Source organism: Massilia sp. 01N410 (genome assembly GCF_056399665.1).
Genome location: NZ_JBFTRV010000057.1, coordinates 1 through 691, shown reverse-complemented (window position 1 = coordinate 691; position 691 = coordinate 1). Strand labels below are relative to the sequence as shown.

At 49.8% G+C, this 691-nt stretch carries 2 tRNA genes and 1 rRNA gene; all 3 read right to left on the bottom strand.

Going from position 1 to position 691, the window contains the following annotated elements:
• Positions 1 to 296: 296 nt before the first annotated feature.
• Positions 297 to 372 (bottom strand) — tRNA-Ala (locus AC1DOP_RS27200).
• Between the two features lie 24 nt (positions 373 to 396).
• A tRNA-Ile gene (locus AC1DOP_RS27195) sits at positions 397 to 473 on the bottom strand.
• Between the two features lie 81 nt (positions 474 to 554).
• Positions 555 to 691: ribosomal RNA gene (locus tag AC1DOP_RS27190) — 16S ribosomal RNA — on the bottom strand; the annotation flags it as partial.

Below are 691 nucleotides of genomic sequence, written 5' to 3'. Positions count from 1 at the left end.
CTTTTCGCAGGCTACAACGTCCTTCATCGCCTGTAATCGCCAAGGCATCCACCATGTGCACTTATTCACTTGTCCCTATAACGTTGGCCCCTGCATGAGTGTCAGGGAACGTCAYAGGCAAATGACAGCTTACTTTGTTTGTTGATACAACAGATTTTCTACCCTAAGTGTGTGTCTAACTTTCGTTAGCTACACGCTTAAAGAAAACTTTACTTCTTCCAGATTGTTAAAGAACGAGAACTACACTTATCGAAATCCAGTYTGKACTGAACTTKGATAAATGCAGTGATGAAGAGTGGTGGAGGATGACGGGATCGAACCGACGACCCCCTGCTTGCAAAGCAGGTGCTCTCCCAGCTGAGCTAATCCCCCTCGGMATYACKACCGCATGATCCGTGGTAGGGCTGGTTGGACTCGAACCAACGACCCCCGCGTTATCAACACGGTGCTCTAACCAGCTGAGCTACAGCCCCGAAAACTCTTCTCGTTTAACTTTATAACAGCCGATAAGCGTGGACGCTTGATGCTGAGCTTTCGCTCTMGTGCCACTCTAGAAAGGAGGTGATCCAGCCGCACCTTCCGATACGGCTACCTTGTTACGACTTCACCCCAGTCACGAATCCTACCGTGGTAAGCGCCCTCCTTGCGGTTAAGCTACCTACTTCTGGTAAAACCCGCTCCCATGGTGTGA